Source organism: Eudoraea sp. (assembly GCF_049669105.1).
Lineage (GTDB): Bacteria > Bacteroidota > Bacteroidia > Flavobacteriales > Flavobacteriaceae > Eudoraea.
Map to the genome: position 1 here is coordinate 1 of NZ_JBATKE010000041.1, position 19351 is coordinate 19351.

General features: G+C 36.5%; 17 protein-coding genes and 1 other RNA gene. 7 read left to right on the forward strand and 11 right to left on the reverse strand.

Going from position 1 to position 19351, the window contains the following annotated elements; all coding sequences use genetic code 11:
* From WBM60_RS02805 to WBM60_RS02830, 6 genes are all read right to left on the reverse strand, one after another.
* A partial coding sequence (locus tag WBM60_RS02805) for a tetratricopeptide repeat protein (RefSeq protein ID WP_424282747.1) occupies window positions 1-1027 on the reverse strand: 1027 nt, incomplete at its 3' end.
* Window positions 1028-1151: 124 nt separating this feature from the next.
* The gene (locus WBM60_RS02810) at window positions 1152-1298 is read right to left on the reverse strand and encodes a hypothetical protein (protein ID WP_424262323.1); all 147 of its coding nucleotides are present in this window, start codon (window positions 1296-1298) and stop codon (window positions 1152-1154) included.
* 146 nt (window positions 1299-1444) lie between these two features.
* Complete coding sequence (locus WBM60_RS02815) at window positions 1445-2176, reverse strand: LytR/AlgR family response regulator transcription factor (protein ID WP_424277272.1); 732 nt, start codon at window positions 2174-2176, stop codon at window positions 1445-1447.
* 142 nt (window positions 2177-2318) lie between these two features.
* Entirely contained in the window at window positions 2319-3866 is a 1548-nt protein-coding gene (locus WBM60_RS02820; RefSeq protein WP_424282748.1) for a hypothetical protein, read from the reverse strand.
* Between the two features lie 6 nt (window positions 3867-3872).
* The gene (locus WBM60_RS02825) at window positions 3873-4283 is read right to left on the reverse strand and encodes an acyl-CoA thioesterase (RefSeq protein WP_424262329.1); all 411 of its coding nucleotides are present in this window, start codon (window positions 4281-4283) and stop codon (window positions 3873-3875) included.
* Window position 4284: 1 nt separating this feature from the next.
* A complete protein-coding gene (locus WBM60_RS02830; RefSeq protein WP_424262331.1) occupies window positions 4285-5331 on the reverse strand; it encodes a glutaminyl-peptide cyclotransferase in 1047 nt (348 codons plus the stop codon).
* A 146-nt stretch (window positions 5332-5477) separates the two neighbouring features.
* On the opposite strand from WBM60_RS02830, the gene ffs reads away from it, so the two are divergent.
* The 3 genes from ffs to fsa all read left to right on the forward strand — a co-directional run bounded on the left by ffs (window position 5478) and on the right by fsa (window position 7228).
* Window positions 5478-5576: signal recognition particle sRNA small type (ffs, locus tag WBM60_RS02835), an RNA gene on the forward strand.
* Window positions 5577-5699: 123 nt separating this feature from the next.
* Complete coding sequence (locus tag WBM60_RS02840) at window positions 5700-6509, forward strand: SDR family oxidoreductase (RefSeq protein ID WP_424282749.1); 810 nt, start codon at window positions 5700-5702, stop codon at window positions 6507-6509.
* A 65-nt stretch (window positions 6510-6574) separates the two neighbouring features.
* On the forward strand, window positions 6575-7228 hold the full coding sequence (fsa, locus tag WBM60_RS02845) for a fructose-6-phosphate aldolase (protein WP_299163007.1): 654 nt from the start codon (window positions 6575-6577) through the stop codon (window positions 7226-7228).
* A 73-nt stretch (window positions 7229-7301) separates the two neighbouring features.
* Here fsa and WBM60_RS02850 read toward each other — a convergent pair whose 3' ends face one another.
* Window positions 7302-8681, reverse strand: a complete 1380-nt coding sequence (locus WBM60_RS02850) for a TlpA family protein disulfide reductase (RefSeq protein ID WP_424262336.1) — start codon at window positions 8679-8681, stop codon at window positions 7302-7304.
* 176 nt (window positions 8682-8857) lie between these two features.
* Between WBM60_RS02850 and WBM60_RS02855 the strand changes: the two genes are divergently transcribed.
* Together WBM60_RS02855 and WBM60_RS02860 are read left to right on the forward strand one after the other, a co-directional pair.
* On the forward strand, window positions 8858-10486 hold the full coding sequence (locus tag WBM60_RS02855) for an ABC-F family ATP-binding cassette domain-containing protein (protein ID WP_299163001.1): 1629 nt from the start codon (window positions 8858-8860) through the stop codon (window positions 10484-10486).
* A 29-nt stretch (window positions 10487-10515) separates the two neighbouring features.
* Window positions 10516-11658: a hypothetical protein gene (locus WBM60_RS02860; protein ID WP_424262340.1), complete on the forward strand. Its 1143-nt coding sequence runs from the start codon at window positions 10516-10518 to the stop codon at window positions 11656-11658.
* A 55-nt stretch (window positions 11659-11713) separates the two neighbouring features.
* Here the strand turns inward: WBM60_RS02860 and WBM60_RS02865 are convergent, their stop codons facing one another.
* Window positions 11714-12430, reverse strand: a complete 717-nt coding sequence (locus WBM60_RS02865) for a hypothetical protein (protein WP_424262342.1) — start codon at window positions 12428-12430, stop codon at window positions 11714-11716.
* Window positions 12431-12632: 202 nt separating this feature from the next.
* Between WBM60_RS02865 and WBM60_RS02870 the strand changes: the two genes are divergently transcribed.
* Window positions 12633-13184 carry a fasciclin domain-containing protein gene (locus WBM60_RS02870; protein WP_424262344.1) on the forward strand — a complete coding sequence of 184 codons (552 nt, stop codon included), beginning with the start codon at window positions 12633-12635 and terminating at the stop codon, window positions 13182-13184.
* A 1-nt stretch (window position 13185) separates the two neighbouring features.
* Here WBM60_RS02870 and pheT read toward each other — a convergent pair whose 3' ends face one another.
* Window positions 13186-15612 (reverse strand): phenylalanine--tRNA ligase subunit beta, encoded by a 2427-nt coding sequence (pheT, locus tag WBM60_RS02875; RefSeq protein WP_424262346.1) that lies wholly within the window; start codon window positions 15610-15612, stop codon window positions 13186-13188.
* Between the two features lie 127 nt (window positions 15613-15739).
* Between pheT and WBM60_RS02880 the strand changes: the two genes are divergently transcribed.
* Window positions 15740-16960: a peroxiredoxin family protein gene (locus WBM60_RS02880; protein ID WP_424278808.1), complete on the forward strand. Its 1221-nt coding sequence runs from the start codon at window positions 15740-15742 to the stop codon at window positions 16958-16960.
* 44 nt (window positions 16961-17004) lie between these two features.
* On the opposite strand, the gene leuB is transcribed toward WBM60_RS02880, so the two are convergent.
* Together leuB and WBM60_RS02890 are read right to left on the reverse strand one after the other, a co-directional pair.
* Window positions 17005-18123, reverse strand: a complete 1119-nt coding sequence (gene leuB / locus WBM60_RS02885; RefSeq protein WP_424262350.1) for a 3-isopropylmalate dehydrogenase — start codon at window positions 18121-18123, stop codon at window positions 17005-17007.
* Complete coding sequence (locus WBM60_RS02890; RefSeq protein ID WP_424276273.1) at window positions 18124-19296, reverse strand: 2-isopropylmalate synthase; 1173 nt, start codon at window positions 19294-19296, stop codon at window positions 18124-18126.
* Window positions 19297-19351: the final 55 nt, after the last annotated feature.

The following is a 19351-nucleotide window of genomic DNA, read 5'->3' on the forward strand; positions in this document are numbered from 1 at the left end:
CATTGTCCATTGCTAATGAAGTATCTCTTTCAGCCAAAAAATACTCCGCCAGATGGTAGCGACTCATGGCAATTTGATCAAGGTAGTTCTCCTGGATATTAATTTGCAAAGCCTCTTTTAAATTGGCCTCGGAAATTTTCATTTTGCCCGTTTTGAACTGACTATAAGCCAAATTATCAAGAGCAAGGGCGTAGCTTTTTGGATTCTTAATCAGCAAACTATCTGTGCCTACTACCTTTTCGAAATATTTAATAGCTTTTAAATAATCTCCTTGTTCCTTATAGGAATTCCCAATATTATTGTTCAGTATATTTTGTTTTGCATTAATCGATTTTTTTGGTAGTTTGTTGAGGTATTCTCCTGCTTTAGAAAAATAGTTCCGTGATAGTTCAAATTCATTCAAGCTTTTGGAAATAGCCCCCAATAAATTGTAGCAGAGGAACAATTGTTCATTATTTTCATGTTTTTGGAAGAGTTCTATGGCATTTATGATATTTATCTCGGCCCCGGTATAGTCCTTTAAGTCTTTTTGTATTATAGACATCTGATAAAGTAGTCGGCCCCTTCTGAACTTGTCTCCTAAGGCGGTATAAATTTTTTCAGCCTGGGCGTATTGGTAATAGGCACTGTCCTTAGAAAAATAATTCTGATAAAAATCGCCCAGATCCCAATGTAATGCCGCGAGGATTGAAGAATCTTTAATTTCACGTGAGAGAATCCGGGCACTTTTATTGACCATTCGGAAACGTGTAGAATCTTTTAATTTCAGATAAGCCAGGGAAAGTTCGGAATAATGCTTCAGCCTTATCGAATCATTTGGCTCACCGGTAGCAAGCTCATAAGCCTTTTGTAAAAAATCCTTTTGGGCTTTTGAAGGTAGATTTGCGTCTGTTCCATTTTTGATCCACACCTGGGTGCTATCTGAACTGAGAAGTTCACCATTTAAATGAGGCGATTGATTTTCTTTTTTACAGGAAAAAAAAAGAAATAAGAGCGATATTAGAACTATATGTTTTTTAGTTACCATAACACTTAGAAACAAATGGCTTCTAATACAAGATAATTAAAAAGCCCTAAATACACTATTTAAGGCTTTCTAATAATTTATAAAACTTGTGAGGGTTGAATATATACTTAAAATTAATTTTAGGCTAGGATCTACCTCCTCCGGTCGGTATGTCATCTCCACCAGTTCCTTGCTCATATAGAGATTGATCTTCAGCGCTGTTATCTGCGTCACAGGAATATAATCCCATACTAAATACTACTATTGCGACAATGCTTAAAACTTTTTTCATCTTTATCGTTTTTTTAAGGGGTTAGTTATTATTGACTAGCATGGGACTAATTTAAAAGGATAACCAAAAGTTTATTGTTTTAATATAAAAGTATTAGCAGATGTACCTATTCTATGAGTATTCGAAAGGTTTTTGAGAGTATTCCTTTAATTGGAGGGTGATATGGTGTTTTTTGATAAAATCTTTTTTAAACCATCTATATTTTCTTTATAAGATTTGGAAAAAGGCAGTTGTGTTTTTCTAATCTTTAAGAAGCATGTAGATTTTCCATAATTAATTCCCGAGACATAATTGGTGTTCAGGATATAACTTTGGTGAACACGTATGAAATTGGAGGGTAACTGATTTACAAAAGTCTTAAGGGTTTTATAGGCGCTTATTTTACTGCCGTCTTTCATGATGAAATCTGTAGCATTATTGTCTGCTCTTAAATAAAGTATTTCATTGGTATCCAGATATTGGTAATCATTGTAAGATTTAAGACAAAGCGTATGAGAAACATCTTCTTTTGGCAATTGTTTTTTAAGCCGTAATAGCGTCTTCCGAATATCAAATTCATTATAAGGCATCAGCCAGTAGTCAAAGAAATTATGTTTAATAGCATTATAGGCGTACTCCTTGCTTTTTGAGATTCCAATAAGAATGGGAATATTTTTAACATACTGATACAATTCAGTGACCATGTGAAAATATTCAAAAGCCTTGTCGTTTAGGTTAATAAAAACAACATCCGGAGTGTATTTAAGAATAGCATTTAAGCCATCTTCACAGTTTCTAGCCTGACTGGTGCATACAAAATCCCCATAGTCCTCCAAATAGTGCTGCAACTGCAAATTTGAGGTGGCGTCGGAATCAATAATAGTATAAGAATACTCCATGCCAAGGTATTTGGGTACAAAGTAGTAAACCTATTCGAAAAGACACCCTACTTTTACCGTAGAATAATTAAGGTTTTTCTACATAAAGTGTTGGAAATCAAGAATATTGAAAGAAAATTCTTTCAAATAATATTGCTAAAGCTTAATTCTGATCGAAAGCAACAAATTCATAGGCCCCAATATCGGGTTCAGAACTGCGATCTGTTCCCAGAAGATCTGAGGGTACCAGCAATGCTGTGTCAGGATCTGCTTTGCCAATTGCCGAAGAAGAATTGCCAAGCCTGAAATCGTTTTTTGCAGTATTCCAAAAATCAGCATTCTCATTCAGAAAAACATTGTTGTAGTAGGTATCATTATCAAAATCATACAAAGGATCTGAATCAAACTGATTATTTGTATCCTTAAATTTAATCAGGCAATTCTTGAAAGAAAAGTCAAATGCATTTGTCTCATCAGAATTTAAGGAGAGTTCAAGAGACATATTGCCATCTGCAATACAGTTTATAAAACTGGCTGTCAGGTCTTGTCCGTTTGCACTTGTATCCTCCGCGAGATCATAATTACTGATTTGCAATGCAGCACCCGATCTGAAACCATTACTCCAATAATTGGCTATTGAACAGTGCACAAAAGAATAACTACCCCCATTGGAAAGGATTAATGAGCCATTTCCCGCATTACCCAGCACTAAATTTTCTCCATTAATTGAGGAAGATCTTGCCCAAATATTTATTGCCAGGCTGTTATAAATCTGAGAATTACTAACTGAAAGTTTTGGCGGATTTAAGTCCGAATTACCTTCAACCAATAGTCCCACAGAAGCATTCCTGATGGTAAGATGGTTTATGATATTGTTACTACTGCCGGGAGCCAGCCAAATGGTTCCCCATTGCCCGGGCACCTCTGAGAACTCCGGTTCCAGTCGGTCACCCTCAAAAATTACTTCATTTTCCAAAAGAAGCGTATCCATGCTTAAAGTGCCATTAACCCTGAGGGAAGCCCCTTCTCCTACCAATATTCCCGAATCTTTGTGAAAGTGTACTCTGCTGCCTGCAGCCATATTAAGGGTTTTGTCAGATGCTACTCCGGCATAACCATATATAACATAAGGTTTTTCATTGCTAAAGCTTAGTTGCTCATCGGTAAGAAGAAATCCTTCTATTCTAATTTCATTTCCATCTTTGTCCAGTCCCAAAAGTAAAGTTTCCTTAGTTCCATCAGTATTTTCTGCCGGATAAAGGAATATAGCATCTTTTATTAAAGTCACTAATTGAACTTCCTGCTGTTTGGGACCTGCATCAAAAAGGATGGCATCTGTATACAAAAATTCATTCCCGTTGATTGTCGAAATATCAAAAGTTGTTTCGATAAAAATAAATAAGCTGTCTTTGGCCATTAATGGGACATTTTCAAATTCTTTCCCGGCCACACCATCTACATTTAATCTGTAGCTGCTATTATTTCCTTGTGCCAGACGTACACTAGGGATTTGTATATCGTTATTTGACCGGTTATAGACCTTTAGAGAATAAGTACTACTGCCAATATTGGTAAAGACCGTATCTAAATAGACTGTATCCTTTGAAAACTCCAAGTTGCCACTGCTCGTATCGTACTGAAAATCCTTCCTGCAAGAACACCAGAGAAGTGTTATCAATAGAATTGGTATAATAAAAAGACTTTGGCGCATATCATATCAGCTAGGATTCTTTGTCACATCTGCAAAAATAGAACGAATTTCTTCTGAAATTCGTATTGGTTTGAGTGTTTCGGGATTAAGAAGGCACCATGTTGTTTTTGAATGTAGCAAAAGAGTATTCGTTACAGCGTTATACATCTCAACAACCCTTGTAGAAATGGCTCCTTTGGAATTTTCAATATATGTTTTTAAAAGAATAACGTCGCCCAAACCGGCGGCGCTTTTATAGGTTATGTTATGATTGAGCACTACCCAAATAAAACGTTCCTGAAGCTCTTTTGAAGTCAGGTGCTGCCAATGTTCTTTGGAAATGTCCTGAATCCATTGTACATAGCGGACGTTGTTTACATGATTTAGGTCATCAAGATCATCAGGTTGTACAACTAAAGTTTTTTCAAAAGCCTCCATCTTATTTTTTCTTGATCCTAATTTCAAAGAGTTTATCCCAGTTTTTACCTGTGACAAAGAATGTGTCAGTTTTTGGGTTGTAGGCCACGCCGTTTAAAACATCAAGATTTTCATGTTTTTTAACTTTATTCTTCAATCCGGCCATATTAATCACCCCAACGATGGCTCCACTTTCCGCATCAATAATCATCATACTTTCCTTTTGCCAGACATTGGCGTATATTTTTCCATCCACATATTCCAATTCATTGGCTTTATTGAAAATGGATTTATTGGTTACTGTTTCAATATGACTTACTTCCATGAGCGTCTCCGGATCTAATAACCAAATTTTTTCAGTACCGTCGCTTTTGTAAATCATTTTTCCGTCATTACAGAGCCCCCAACCTTCTTTGCTCTCCCCATATTGAAAACTATTAAGTTCTTTAAAATCAGAAAGTTGGTAAACAAAGCCTATGCTGCTGCGCCATGTGAGTTGATAGAGCTTGTCATTTAAAATTGTAATACCTTCTCCAAAATAATTTTTGGCAAGGTCCTTTTGTTGCAATACTTTACCGGTTTTAAAATCTATTTTCCTGATGAACGATTTAGCATTACCACCACTACCGGTACTCTCGTATAAGGTATCATTGTAAAATTCTAAGCCCTGAGTGAATGCGTTTAAATCGTGTGGGTATTCATTGACAATTTCATAAGTGTAAATTTCGGGGGCTGTGGCGGACAAAACCTTTATCTTTTTAGTTATTTCCGCTGTATTCCCTTCATATTCAATAACAGCTTTGAGTTCTTTTTGCCCCAAACGTGTTATTTCCAAACTTAGTTTGTCTCCTTTTACCTCCAATACTTTCCCGTCGATTGAATAGCTTACTTTGTCTATCGTTTTTCCTTTTTTGTTCTTTATGGATACAGCTACGGACTCCTGATTTCTATACTCATTGGTATTGCCGGCTAACTCAATTTCAAATAACTGTTTGGGTTTTGGATCCCCTTCACAGGCTAAGAACAATATAGTTATTATTACAGGGATGAAAAACTTGATGAAATTCATATACGATTTTACTTCTATAGTTTAAGATTAGAAAGCCTAATATTGGAAGTTTCTCTGAGCAAAAGTATTATTTATTAAATGCTTTAGGGCTAAAATAAGAATGTAAAACGATTGTCCCAAATTTAAATTGGTCGTATATTTGCATGAGGCAAGTCCTACACGACCAGCTCCCTCTGAATCCCCCAGGGTGGGAACGCAGCAAGGGTACGAGGTTGTAGCGGTGCGATGTAGGTAGCTTGCCTTTTTTTATGCAGTTTATTTTGTTTTTTTGACACCTTCTACGGATTAATATAATTTTTCACTTCCGTTCTGAATTAAGATTTCAGTATTTTCTTTCTCTTCTTTTTATTTGTTTATTTGCAAGGTATATGAGACAAAAAATTGTTTTAATTACTGGTGGTTCCTCAGGTATTGGCAGATCTATTGGTTTGCATCTTCAATCTAAAGGATATAAGGTTTTTGGTACTACGCGTAACTTGGAGAACTATCCTGAATTTTCAGATTTTCAACTCATAGAATTAGATGTCCGAGATAATACCAGTATTGCACGGGCTTTAAATGATTTAATTGCCTCTGAGGGCTGTTTAGACGTACTTATAAATAATGCGGGAATTGGAATAACGGGGCCAATTGAGGAAACGCCCGAAGCTGAAATAAAAAAAGTATTTGACACTAATTTCCACGGACCAATTAATATGGCCAGAGCCGTATTGCCGCAGATGAGAAAGCAAAATTCAGGACTAATAATAAATATCACCTCAATAGCCGGATATATGGGATTGCCTTATAGGGGGATTTATTCAGCCAGTAAAGGGGCTTTGGAATTACTTACAGAAGCCCTGAGAATGGAGACCAAAGACTTTGGTATTAAGATAACTAACCTGGCACCTGGTGATTTTGCAACGAATATAGCAGCCGGCCGTTACCACGCACCCGCAAATAGTGATTCGCCATATTACAAATCCTACAGCAAATCATTAGCCATAATAGATGATCATGTAAAGGAAGGTCAGGATCCTGTAAAGGTTGCGGAAATGGTATTTAGAATCATGAATACTAAAAATCCAAAAGTTCATTATAAAGTTGGAAGTCCAATGCAGAAATTTTCATTGGTTTTAAAGAAAATTTTGCCTGATAAACTTTATGAACGCTTGTTATTGAATCATTATAAATTGTAGTTTTGTAGGCGCGTTTTTAAAGTAGATACGCAGCTTTCAAACGTTATTAAAACAAAAGAAAACACATGAAATTTTTTATTGATACTGCTAATTTAGATCAAATTAAAGATGCTCAGGAGCTTGGCGTTTTAGATGGGGTTACTACAAACCCTTCATTAATGGCAAAGGAGGGGATCACCGGAAGAAATAATATCTTAAAACACTATGTGGATATATGTAACATCGTTGATGGTGATGTATCTGCTGAGGTAATTGCGACAGATTTACAGGGAATGATCAGGGAAGGGGAGGTGCTGGCAGATTTACATGAACAAATTGTTGTCAAGGTTCCTATGATCCGGGATGGAGTAAAAGCACTTAAATACTTTGCGGACAAAGGCATTAGAACAAATTGTACGTTGGTTTTTTCACCGGGACAGGCCCTTTTGGCGGCTAAGGCAGGAGCAACTTATGTTTCACCGTTTATAGGAAGATTAGACGATATATCTACAGACGGATTAAACCTTATTTCAGAAATAAGGCACATTTATGACAATTATGGATATGAAACGGAAATTCTGGCTGCTTCAATAAGACATACGATGCATATTATTGACTGTGCTAAAGTGGGTGCTGATGTGATGACCGGGCCTTTATCTGCTATTGAAGGACTGTTAAAACATCCCTTAACAGATATAGGGTTAGAAAAGTTTTTAGCGGATTATAATAAGGGAAATTAACTCAGCAACTTATATTGGGTCAAGCGGTTAGGATTATCCATAATCGCTTGTTCTGTCAAACAAATCTGGTACCCTAGAAGGAGGTATAAACGTTAGCAAAAGCATCTACAATTATGCCGTCATTTGTAATGATCCCTCTATTCGGGTCATAGACGATTAAGGTATGCGCAACATCTTCAAAATTCTCTGTCCAAAATTGCTCGTTTTTATCTAGTTGTGAAACTTCGAGCATATTATTCCATCGGGAATGTTCTGTTCTTACATTTAGACCAATAAAAGTATACTCCGGATATTTTTCTTTTAATAGATTAATACGTGTAATCATATTAGTAAAATGCCTTTTTTCGGGCGCTGACCAAAAGTAAAATACAACCTTTCTGTCTTTTCCTAAGTCCTTTATGGAAACCTTGTTGCCTTCAGAATCAAATACCATGAGTTCAGGCAGTTCTTTCTGCGGTTGTAAATTTTTTATCCCGTCATATAGTCCGTTAATTTCATGTATGTGCCTGTTGTTCCCTGACATTTGATGAAATTCCTTGATGAAAATTTCAATATTTTCCTCTTTGTCATATTTAAGCAAATAATCCATTGCAACATTCCTGAATAAATTATCTCTAAGTTCCTTCTGCATTATTAGACTATCTATTAACTTTAATTTGTGTTGATTAAAATGGAGTTTGTTTTTTGCCATCTTAATCTCACTTCCACAGCCGTTTTTACAGTCCATGTATGAAAGGTTCCCTAAATGATATTTCATGAAATTATAATACGGCCGGTAATAGCCCAGACCTTTGTTATCATAATTGATATCGGCGCGATAGTCATAAAAGTCAGGGGGAAGATCATGAATAGATTTCTCACCTTTTTTCCTTTTATGATAAAACGGATAGGCCTCTTTGAAGATATAGGAAGTATACATAATACCCGCCTGGGCTATTTCCTTAGCACCATCTGAAAGTTCAGCCTCCATAGAAAGGTTGTTTAACGATTCAAGTTTTACATTTTTTAGGGAGTCTATTTTTGATATAAAAGCTTCAGGTTCCAGGCTATAGAATTTATAAATCAACTCTTCCTCCTGTTCATTGGCCAGAAACATTTCCAAAAGAAAATTATTTACCTGTTCGTTGGTACCAGAAAAAACCAGTGATTCATCAAAATCAACGGTATTTAGCCTTAATTGTAAACTATCACCTCGCTCTAAAAACACATACTGCTCTTCCGGAAAGTGGTAAAAATGATGAAGACCCTCATCTACTGAATCCAACTGAAAGGAAAATCTATTATTCTCATCAAGACGTGCTGTATCTAAAACCACGTCTCCTTTAAACAGGACAACATACTCGCTTGAAGGGTTAACAATTTCCCCGCCAAAATAAACCGCTGTAGATTTTTTTTCTGCGGTATTACAAGCTGCCAGTAAGATTATAATAAAATATAGTAAAGTTTTATTCATATAATTTTCGCTGCCTATAGGATACAAAACTAGTCAAACCAATAGGCTGAAGCTGTTAAGGCTCAGTTAAAAGTTCACAATCATTGTTAATTGGGAAAGCCGGCTATTCGCGTCGAGGATTATTGCCACTTAGGATTATTTTTCCGTATTTTTGCAAAAATTTTAAAAAGACAAGTATGTTATCTGTTTCCAATTTATCAGTTCAATTTGGCAAAAGAATACTTTTTGATGAAGTAAATGTTAGTTTCACACAAGGCAACTGTTATGGAATAATTGGTGCCAATGGAGCAGGGAAATCTACTTTTTTGAAAATACTCTCAGGTGAAATTGACCCAACCTCAGGTAAGGTACATCTTGAACCGGGCCGGCGTATGTCTGTTTTAGAACAAAATCACAATGCCTATGACGAAATAACAGTTCTGGAGACTGTAGTTATGGGGAACAAACCCTTATATAAAATCAAAAAAGAGATAGATGCCCTTTATGCAGACTATAGTGATGAAAATGCGGATAGAATTGGAGAACTGCAGGTAACCTTTGAAGAAATGAATGGCTGGAACGCGGATAGTGATGCGGCTACCTTGTTATCAAATTTGGGAATTCCGGAAGTATTTCATTTTACCTTAATGTCTGAACTGGATTCAAAATTAAAAGTTCGTGTTCTCTTGGCTCAGGCGTTATTTGGTAATCCGGATGTTTTAATTATGGATGAGCCCACGAATGATTTGGATTATGAAACCATTACGTGGTTAGAAAATTTCCTGGCTTCTTACGATAATACGGTCATTGTAGTGTCTCATGACCGTCATTTTCTGGATGCGGTTTGTACCAATATTGCCGATATAGATTTTGGTAAAATCAATTCCTTTTCCGGTAATTACACCTTTTGGTATGAGAGCAGTCAATTAGCAGCCAGGCAAAGGGCACAACAAAACAAAAAAGCAGAAGATAAGGCCAAAGAATTACAAGAATTTATCCTGCGCTTTAGTGCCAATGTCGCTAAAAGCAAGCAGGCAACATCAAGAAAGAAGATGTTGGAAAAACTTAAGATTGAGGACATTAAGCCGTCGAGTAGGAGATACCCTGCAATAATTTTTGAACAGGAAAGGGAAGCCGGTGACCAAATTTTAAATATTGAAAATTTGGCTGCGAGATCTGAGGATGGGGAATTATTGTTCCAAAACTTAAATCTGAATCTAGCTAAAGGAGATAAAGTGACAATTTTATCCAGAGATTCAAGGGCGACAACTGCTTTTTATGAAATTATCAATGGCAAAAGAAAAGCTGATAGTGGCACATATCACTGGGGAATCACAACTGTGCAATCCTATTTGCCAGCTGATAATTCTGACTATTTCAACGAAAATTTGAATTTAGTGGATTGGTTACGACAGTGGGCCAAAACCGAAGAGGAAAGAGAGGAAGTATATATTCGTGGTTTTTTAGGTAAAATGTTGTTTAGTGGGGAGGAGGCATTAAAAAAGTGTACGGTTCTCTCTGGTGGTGAAAAGGTGCGATGTATGCTTAGCAGAATGATGATGATCAGGGCTAATGTACTAATGTTAGATGAACCTACTAACCATCTTGATCTTGAAAGTATAACAGCCTTTAACAATTCGCTCAACAATTTTAAGGGCACAGTTATATTTACTACTCATGACCATCAATTTGCTCAAACCGTGGCAAATAGGATCGTAGAATTGACTCCAAAAGATACTATAGACAGATATTTAACGTTTGATGAATATATGTCTGACAAGGCTATAAGGGAACAACGTGATAAAATGTATGCAATACCCGTATAGCTGAATAGGACCTCCCAAATCCTAATGCTATGCAAACCTACAGAATTTACTTTCTTTTGCTGGCCCTTTTTATGCTGGGGTGCAGCGATGATACCGGAGAACTTCAGAATACAAAAGAAGATTTTCCCAATGTTGATGCCAATTATTCACTATTGGTAGAATCTAATGAAGTCCTATCACTTATTAATTTAGATGCCGATGCTGAAACTATTTTTTTAGATCCGGGGATAAGTGAATTTGAAGGTATTTCTTTTCCTTCAGTTACTTACAGAGACGGAAACGAAATAAGTATTTTCAATGCTCAAACCGATTGTTCAGGGAGAATTTCTTTATATGATTTTAAAAATGACGCCTTACAAAAGACGGTCGTCTTTGATGATTTGGGAAATTGTGATCTTATTGTTCGGGCGCTTGCTCATTCCGAAAACACTTTCTACGTTGGTTATGAGGTACCCGGAGGAGGAGCCAAAGAGACACTTTATTATATTCGAATAATTAACACCTCACTATCAGTACCTGAATTTGTTGATATTGAGTTGGTTAAAAGACCCTTACAGGCAATTTTTTCAAATAATAACGTATTTATTTTATCAGAGGATATAGAAGATGAAAATAAAAATGCCTTGATAGTCTTTGATACCGGGATTGGAGAATTAGTAGCCGATATAAATCTCGGATTTGACGCACAAAGACTTTTTAATTCCGATGACGGAAATATCATAGTCAGTTATCCTGAGTTACATAATATTATTAGCAGTACTACAATGGCAATAAGCGCAACGATTCGTTATAGCGATGGTAAGGAACCTGGATTCGGAGATTCTGAATCCTCCTTTTATGATGATGTAGGGAATTTGTATTATTCAATGCCCACGAATTTTTCCGGGACTTCCTATCCAAATATCCCGGCTGTTTATGATTTTGAAACTAATACTGCGTTTCTTTATTACTACGAGAATTTTTTATCAGAACAGGAGCAATTATTTGAATTCGAAATTGGTGATACCAGCATGGTTTCCTACGATGCCAAAAACAATCTTATTTTAATTGGATATCAGAAATCAGGAGATCCTGGTAAAGGTGGCCTATTGCGTGTCAGACCTGTCCCCAACCCTGCATTTATTGATAATATTGATCTGAATGGCGTACCTTTTCAAATGTATACCAACTAATTTAACACCGCATGAAATAAGCGAAGTAGAATATGAAATTCGCTAGTATATATGCTCAGGCATTAAAATATTTACTATTCCATATAGCGGGATTAAAATTCTTACCCAAAGCGAATCCGTAGAAAATAACTACGGCGGCTATAGATTTGAACATAAAAAAGAATATTATCATAAATTCCATTTGCGAATTTGATTTTGAAAAAAGTCCGTTTGGAATAAAAAGTGTAGTTAGATAACTGATTAAAACTACAAGTAATGTAAGGTTAATAATATTCTTAAATGGCCAAACCAGAATCCTGCGTAAAGGATGCAGATCATTACCCCATTTATCAATTAAATAAAAATATCCATTACCAATAGGGGCAAACAATAGGGGATCATCCTTATCTGCTAATTTGAACAGTTTTGAGGGGGCAACTATTTTAAAACCTTCAATTTCAATATTATGTTTTTGCTCCAGCAGTTTTATCTTATCAATTGTTTTATCCGGAATCTGACCTTTAAAATATTTTGTGTCCAGAAAACGAAGTCTGTAGTTAATGCAGATTTCCTTTATTTGATCAATGTGAAAAATTCTATCTGTTTCTAAAAGATCAAATTTGAAATTATTTTGTGAACTATTAGTAGTACCGGATATTTTTTTCAGAATTTTTTCTTCTTTTTCGGAAGATTTCTTTAAGAGTAAATATACCTCATTAATAAGTTGTTCTTCGGAGAACTGACGTTTTGCTTTATTGAGTTGCTCCTGGATATTTGTATTTTTTAATAACATGGGTTTCTTTTTCTAGCAATTGAGTCAAAAATAATGAATTGACGTTATGAAACAAATTCTGTTTAAGATTTCATCAACGTTAATGTTTTGTTAAATTCTTTCAAATGCATTTTCACTTATATGAATGTGTCCACCATAATTGTATCTTGTCGGCTTAGCTATACCGTTCATCGATAATTTCGAATAATTTAAATTAGATACCATGAAATTTTTGGCAACCCCCCTAAGCCTACTTGCCTTATTGACCTCTTTAACAACTTTTTCTCAAACTTCCCTGGCTTCCGTAAATAATGATTTATTAAAAAAAACAATTATTCGGAGCACGGAGGAATCTCAAATTCACAAAACGCTTCTTGCCGTTGTAAAAGCTGCAGATCTTGAAGAAACTCTCGCTGGTGATGGTCCATTTACAATTTTTGCTCCATCGGACGGAGCCTTTAAGAAGATGTCTGAGGATAAGATAGCTGCACTGTTAAGACCTGAAAATAAAAGGGCCTTACAATCTTTTGTTACCTATCACATCGTTGCGGGTAATCTTACGGCTTCAAAAATATTAAAGGCAATGTGCAGGGGTAAAGGTATTGCCAGTTTAACTACCGTTCAGGGTAATGAATTATTAGCCACTATGGATGGCCTGGATATTGTTCTAACGGATTGTTTTGGAAATATAGCAAGGATAACTTCTGCAGATGCCAATCAGAGTAATGGTGTTATCCACGTAATTGACAGTGTGATTTTACCAAATCAATTGTAACCTATCGTAACTCTGCACCCAACTCTTTTTCAAAGCGTTGCTGTAGTTTTTTCATAATCTTATCGATCTGCTTATCCGTTAATGTTTTCCTGGCATCCCCTATGGTAAATCCTACAGCGTACGATTTTTTTTCCGGAGGGAGATTCTTTCCGGTATAGACGTCAAAAAGAGTAATATTTTTCAGTAGATTTCTTTCTGTATCGAGTGCAATGGTTTTGATTTCATCAAATGAGATATCCATGTCCAACAATAAAGCCAGATCCCTTTTTACCTCTGGAAATCGTGGAATTTTCTCAAAAATTATTTTATTCTTGGGGATGATCTCAGATAATGCGTCCCACTTAAAATCGGCATAAAAAACATCTTGTTTAATATCAAATTCTTTCAAAATAGTTTTTTGAACCATTCCAAAGGATACCAATTCAGTTTTATTCTTTTTCAGGCTTAGGCCTTCATGGAAAATGTCATTCTGCTCGGAAAAAGAGTTGTAGTCAGCAATGCCAAGTCGATCTAAAACCTGTTCAACGGCTGCTTTTAGGAAATAAAAATCTGTAGGCCTGGAAGGAGAGATCCAGCTGTTTTCATTTCGGGTTCCCGTAATAATTAAGGTTAAGTGCTTAGATTCTAAATAATCTGATTTGGTGTTCTGGTATGTTTTTCCAAATTCGAAAAAATTTAGGTTCTGTTTTTTTCTGTTAATATTATAAGCCACTGTTTCTAATGCCGAAAATAGCATGGTTTGTCTTAAAACTGACAAATCTGCACTTAACGGATTTAATATGGCAACTCTCGTTTCTTCAGAATTAGTAGCTAGAAATTTATCATAATTGGGACTGGTAAGACTATTGGTCATAATTTCATAAAAACCTCTCGAAGCCAGCATCTCGCCAATTAGTTTTTCAAGTTTATGATCTTCAAATCTTGTACTGGTAGCAATGGAAGCATTCAGCTTTTCCTTAAAATCAATATTGTTATATCCGTAAATTCTCAAAATTTCTTCAATCACATCCACTTCTCTTTGAACATCTACTCTGTAAAATGGAATAAGAAGCCCTAAACCCGATTCGGTAGAATTTTTAACCTGGATATCTAAGGATGCCAATATGGACTTAATCGTATCTGCGGGTATTTTTTGCCCTATTAAGGTGTTGATTCTTTCGAAAGAAAGAAATACCTGATAATCATCTTTCTTTCTAGGATAAAGATCTACAACGTCCGAAGTAACATCTCCCCCTGTGATCTCCTTTATCAATAAAGCTGCCCTGCGCAGGCAATATTCGGTGTTATTTATATTTACACCTCTTTCAAAACGAAAAGATGCATCAGTATTTAACCCGTGGCGTTTGGCGGTTTTCCTAATTGAAACAGGGTCAAAATAGGCGCTTTCAAGAAATATTGATCTGGTATTTTCCGTTACGCCTGTATTAATTCCCCCAAAAACTCCGGCAATACACATGGGCTTCTCATCATCACATATCATTAAATCTTCTTCATTCAAAATACGTTCCTCACCGTCAAGGGTCATAAATTTAGTGCCGGATGGTAAAGTTTTTACAACTATCTTTTTGCCGCTAATTCTATCGGCATCAAATGCGTGTAAGGGCTGCCCCAATTCATGCAGGACGTAATTAGTAGCGTCTACCACATTGTTAATAGGGCTTAGGCCGATAGCACGCAATCTATTTTTTAACCAATCCGGCGAAGGCTGCACAATAAGATTACTAAGTGTTACTCCGCAATACCTCGGTGCCAGGTTATTATTTTCAACCGAAACATCTATTTTTAACGATCTGTTTTCAACATTAAAATTACTTACGGAGGGAGTAATAAGTTCTGTTTGAATATCTCTCTGCTTAAGCCCTGCTTTTAGATCCCTCGCTACTCCATGATGGCTCATAGCGTCCGCTCTGTTTGGTGTTAAGCCGATTTCAAAGATTTCATCTTTTTCTATTTCAAAGATTTCAGAACAAGCCGTTCCCGGTACGAGTGTCTCACTTAAGACCATTATACCCTCATGGCTTTCGCCTAAACCTAACTCATCTTCTGCGCAAATCATTCCATGACTCTCAACGCCTCGTATCTTTCCTTTCTTAATTAGCAGGGTCTTTCCATCATTGGTGTATAGCGTAGAACCTATCTTGGCCACAGGTACCATTTGTCCCTCGGCGACATTTGGTGCGCCACAAACTATCTGAACAGGGTTTTCTAAACCAATGTCAACCGTAGTCAGCTTTAACCTATCGGCATCCGGATGCTTTTCACATCTTAGGACATGGCCTACTACTACACCCTCTAAAGAACCGGGAATAGACTCGAATTGGGAGATGCCTTCTACTTCAAGCCCTAAATTGGTTAGAAGTTCCCCTGTTTTTTCTGCTTCCCAGTCGAGCTTAAGAAACTGTTTTAACCAGTTATAGGAAATTTTCATTGGCTAGTTTTAGCCTTCAAAGATAAAACAAAGGTCTTATACATTCAATATAGTAGAGGATGAATAGCTTTATTTTTTATTAAAGGATTTTAATCGTTATTTCGCATCAAATTTTAGAACCAGTCCAATGAGAAAATTTTACTATTTTTTCCTGCTATTTTTTACTTTATTATCCTGTAACAACCAGCAAAGTGAATTGCTTAGGGAAGGGATGTGGTTAGCTCAATTGGAAGCCATGGATAAAGAGCTTCTTCCCTTTAATTTTAATTTAAAAAAATCTGAATCAGGATATATAATTGATGTTTATAATGCTGGAGAAACTGTTCGGGTTGATGAGATTGAAATCCGTAATGACAGCATAAAAATTAAAATGCCTGCATTTGAGGGCTATATCTCGGGAACTTTTAATGATTCGGTTATTAAGGGCAGATTTATAAAAGAAAGCCTGGATAGAATTGTGCCATTTTACGCAGTATATGGTGATAGCATTAGATTTCATAGTTCAGCAAATGCTAGGGTAGATGTTTCCGGGATATGGGAAACCAAATTTAGTCCGGATTCTGAAGATGAGTATTTGGCCAAGGGTATTTTCTCACAACAAATCAACAAGGTTAGTGGTACATTTAGAACAAACACGGGTGATTATAGGTATTTAGAAGGAATAGTAGATGGCGATAGTTTGAGACTCTCCACTTTTGACGGGGCTCACGCTTTTTTGTTTACTGCAAAAGTGACAGACAGTACTTTATACGGCACTTTTTACTCAGGAAATCATTTTAAAGAGCCTTTTATAGGCCGCAGGAATGAAGGGTTTGAATTAGCTGATGAAGAATCGCTAACCTTTATGAAGGAAGGCTATGATAAATTACAGTTTTCGTTTCCAAATACTGAAGACATCTTAATTTCACTAGAAGACTCCAGATTTAAGGAAAAAGTTGTAGTGGTACAAATTATGGGTACCTGGTGCCCGAATTGCCTTGATGAAACCAGATTTTTATCAGATTACGTAAAAACCAAAAAACCGGACAATTTGGAAGTGGTTGCCCTGGCTTTCGAGTATGCCAAGACCAAGGAACTTGCTTTTAAGGGAATTGAAAGGCTAAAAAATAGGGTAGGGGTAACTTATCCAATTCTTCTGGCTCAATATGCAAGTTCCAGTAAAACCAAAGCAAATGAAAAACTACCCATGTTAAATCATATTATTTCATACCCTACAACTATCTTTATTGACAAGAAGGGAAAGGTAAGGAAGATTCATACCGGATTTAACGGGCCGGCCACAGGCCAAAAGTATATTGCTTTTAAAGAAGATTTTGATCAATATATTGAATTGTTGCTAAGCGAATAATGCAAACTTCAAATTTGAAAGTCTGAGACAAAGTAAAAACTCCTTCAAATTATGGTAGATTTACCCAACCAAATATTTTCCCGGTTGATAGTAAGATGATCATCCGATTCCCGGATATTGCTCGAAATAAAATCGCCCACAGAATTTGTCCCGTACTTGCTGTTTTTATCCAAATCCGGAGTGACAATTTCATTTTTCATTGATTTCAGGACTGCTATTACAAGTGCTCTGGACTCCTCATCCAGGCCAAAATGGTCTAGTAGCATTGCCGCAGATAATATGGATGCAATAGGGTTGGCAATATCTTTATCTTTTGCCTGAGGGTAAGATCCATGTATTGGTTCAAATAGCGCATTGTGCTCTCCCACAGAAGCAGAAGGTAGCAGACCGATAGAGCCTCCAATTACACTTCCCTCATCTGACAATATATCACCAAACATATTTTCCGTAAGAATCACGTCAAACTGGCTGGGATTAAGTATTAGCTGCATTGCGGCATTATCAATAAACAAAAATTCCAAAGTAATCTCAGGATAACTTTCTGCAATTTTTGTGACCACTTTTCGCCATAGCCTTGATGATTCAAGGACATTTGCCTTGTCTACCAGGGTTAATTTCTTTCGTCTCGTTTTAGCTGCTTTGAATGCCATGTGCGCAATACGGCTAATTTCTGCCTCAGAATAGGTGCATAAATCTGAAGCCACAGTGCCATCTTCGTTCAAGTTCTTCTCACCAAAATAAATCCCTCCAATTAGTTCTCGGTAGATTACAAAATCAGTACCCCGAATAATTTTTTTCTTTAGTGGAGATTTATCAATAAGCGTAGGAAAAACTTTGACCGGTCGAATATTGCTAAATAGTCCCAGTTCTTTCCTAAGCTTTAATAGCCCTTGTTCAGGTCTGATTTTAGCATCTGGGTCATTGTCATACTTAGGGTCACCTATTGCCCCAAACAATACGGCATCTGAATTTTTGCACAATTCAAGAGTGGAATCAGGAAGCGGGTTTCCGGTTTTATCTATTGCTTTTGCACCGACTATTGCTTCAGTAAACTCAAATTGGTGGCCAAAAGTCTCCGCAACAGCCTGAAGGCACTTAACAGCTTGAGCAGTAACCTCGGGTCCAATTCCGTCACCAGGTAAAAGAGCAATTGTAAGGTTCATTTAAGCGACACTTTGAATATTAATTGGGCTTGCTTCAATTATTTGATGGATATCATCATCAAGGATTTCTTTTTTCTGGTCAGCAAATTTCAAAAATTCAGTATAAACACTATCCAATTGTACTTTTGTGAGTTCATAACCTACTTTTTTAGCCCGATAGGCCAATGCCGCTCTACCACTTCTTGCGGTAAGCACAATGGAGGATTCGTTAACACCAACATCCTCGGGGTCCATAATTTCGTATGTTTCTCGTTTTTTTATCACTCCATCCTGATGAATACCAGAACTGTGTGCAAATGCATTTGAACCAACAATAGCCTTATTTGGTTGCACTACCATCCCCATTTTATCTGAAACCATTTGGCTGGTACTGTATAATAATTTACTGTTAATATTTGTATCCAGATTTAGATCCGGGTGTTGTCTTAATATCATCACAACTTCTTCAAGTGAAGTGTTTCCTGCTCTCTCGCCAATACCATTAATTGTGCATTCTATCTGTCTTGCTCCATTTATTACTCCTGCAATTGAATTTGCGGTGGCCAGTCCCAAATCATTATGACAGTGACAAGAAAGTTTGGCTTTTTCAATTCCTTTTACGTTTTCTTTTAGATATTTCATTTTTGCGCCATATTCCTCGGGAAGACAATATCCGGTCGTATCTGGAATATTTAGTACGGTAGCCCCGGCCTTAATAACGGCTTCACATACACGTGCCAGGTATTCATTATCTGTTCTGCCTGCATCCTCTGCGTAAAATTCAATATCTTCCACAAAAGTTTTTGCATATTTAACTGCATCAACTGCTCTCTCCAGTATTTTATCCCTTGTAGAATTAAATTTGTATTTTATATGTGAATCAGAAGTGCCGATTCCAGTGTGAATTCGAGGTTTTCTTGCATACTTCAGAGCTTCCGCAGCTACTTCTATATCTTTTTTAACAGATCTCGTCAATCCACAAACCGTTGCTTCCTTTACAATTTTTGCAATTTCATTGACAGATTTGAAATCACCCGGGCTCGAAATCGGAAATCCAGCTTCAATAATATCAACCCCCAATAGGTCCAGGCGCTCCGCAATTACAAGCTTCTGTTTGGAATCCAGTTTACAACCTGGGACTTGTTCACCATCCCTGAGTGTCGTATCAAAAATATCAACCTTATCTTTACTCATTATTTTTGCATAATTTTAGTCATTATACGAATATATAGTTAGGAAAGTGAATAGC

What these genes read in the sequence shown, in the direction of transcription:
- WBM60_RS02880 (WP_424278808.1), top strand. Translation starts at nt 15,740, where the DNA reads ATGAGAAAATTTTACTATTTTTTCCTGCTATTTTTTACTTTATTATCC.
- WBM60_RS02850 (WP_424262336.1), bottom strand. Translation starts at nt 8,681, where the DNA reads ATGAATAAAACTTTACTATATTTTATTATAATCTTACTGGCAGCTTGT.
- fsa (WP_299163007.1), top strand. Translation starts at nt 6,575, where the DNA reads ATGAAATTTTTTATTGATACTGCTAATTTAGATCAAATTAAAGATGCT.
- WBM60_RS02860 (WP_424262340.1), top strand. Translation starts at nt 10,516, where the DNA reads ATGCAAACCTACAGAATTTACTTTCTTTTGCTGGCCCTTTTTATGCTG.
- WBM60_RS02830 (WP_424262331.1), bottom strand. Translation starts at nt 5,331, where the DNA reads ATGAATTTCATCAAGTTTTTCATCCCTGTAATAATAACTATATTGTTC.
- WBM60_RS02890 (WP_424276273.1), bottom strand. Translation starts at nt 19,296, where the DNA reads ATGAGTAAAGATAAGGTTGATATTTTTGATACGACACTCAGGGATGGT.
- WBM60_RS02840 (WP_424282749.1), top strand. Translation starts at nt 5,700, where the DNA reads ATGAGACAAAAAATTGTTTTAATTACTGGTGGTTCCTCAGGTATTGGC.
- pheT (WP_424262346.1), bottom strand. Translation starts at nt 15,612, where the DNA reads ATGAAAATTTCCTATAACTGGTTAAAACAGTTTCTTAAGCTCGACTGG.
- WBM60_RS02855 (WP_299163001.1), top strand. Translation starts at nt 8,858, where the DNA reads ATGTTATCTGTTTCCAATTTATCAGTTCAATTTGGCAAAAGAATACTT.
- WBM60_RS02815 (WP_424277272.1), bottom strand. Translation starts at nt 2,176, where the DNA reads ATGGAGTATTCTTATACTATTATTGATTCCGACGCCACCTCAAATTTG.
- WBM60_RS02870 (WP_424262344.1), top strand. Translation starts at nt 12,633, where the DNA reads ATGAAATTTTTGGCAACCCCCCTAAGCCTACTTGCCTTATTGACCTCT.
- WBM60_RS02820 (WP_424282748.1), bottom strand. Translation starts at nt 3,866, where the DNA reads ATGCGCCAAAGTCTTTTTATTATACCAATTCTATTGATAACACTTCTC.
- WBM60_RS02825 (WP_424262329.1), bottom strand. Translation starts at nt 4,283, where the DNA reads ATGGAGGCTTTTGAAAAAACTTTAGTTGTACAACCTGATGATCTTGAT.
- WBM60_RS02810 (WP_424262323.1), bottom strand. Translation starts at nt 1,298, where the DNA reads ATGAAAAAAGTTTTAAGCATTGTCGCAATAGTAGTATTTAGTATGGGA.
- leuB (WP_424262350.1), bottom strand. Translation starts at nt 18,123, where the DNA reads ATGAACCTTACAATTGCTCTTTTACCTGGTGACGGAATTGGACCCGAG.
- WBM60_RS02865 (WP_424262342.1), bottom strand. Translation starts at nt 12,430, where the DNA reads ATGTTATTAAAAAATACAAATATCCAGGAGCAACTCAATAAAGCAAAA.